The 590-nt window shown below is 72.2% G+C and carries 1 protein-coding gene; it reads left to right on the top strand.

Annotated elements, in window-relative coordinates; translation table 11 throughout:
• Positions 1–133: 133 nt before the first annotated feature.
• Positions 134–590, top strand: a 457-nt coding sequence (locus GT042_RS36480; RefSeq protein ID WP_345944054.1) for a DUF6214 family protein, incomplete at its 3' end; no start/stop codon positions are given.

Below are 590 nucleotides of genomic sequence, written 5' to 3'. Positions count from 1 at the left end.
CAAGCCCGTCCGGCGATTGAGGACAATCAGTAAGCGCAACGGACACCGCGGAGCGATGCGCCGACAGGGTGCCGTCACGGCCCCCCGTGCGTGCCGTGGCAATAAGGGCGGATTGCCTGATTAAGTTGTGAACGTGTCGGAACGCAGATGGATGTCCGCCCAGGAACCCGATGAATCCGAACCGAGCACGGCCGGGACGGCCGCCTGGCCCGTCTGGGAGGTGCAGGGATACGGCACCGTCACCACGGCCGGAGATCCCCTGGTGGGCCCGGCGCGCCGGGAGGTCCGGCCGCCGTGGGTGGACATCCGGCTCACCTTCGCCGACGGCGCCCGCATCGACGTGCTGGCCGTGGTGCACGAAGGGCGCATCGCCATCGAGGACGCGCAGGCCGACCCCCCACTGGCACTGGACGGATTCGCGGCGCTCGCGGGTGTGATCGAGGCGCCCTTGCAGGACGCATGCAAGCTGGTGGTGGCGCAGGACGGCCCACCCGCGCCCGAGCCCCTCCCCGCGCCCGAGCCCCTCCCCGAGCCCGGCCCGCTTCCCGCGCCGGCCACCCCGGAGCTGCCCGTACTCGACCTGCCGGACC

Origin of the sequence: Streptomyces sp. SID3212 (assembly GCF_009865405.1) — a bacterium.
In the GTDB taxonomy this organism is placed as follows: Bacteria; Actinomycetota; Actinomycetes; order Streptomycetales; family Streptomycetaceae; genus Streptomyces.
This window is presented reverse-complemented; position numbering and strand designations above follow the sequence as displayed.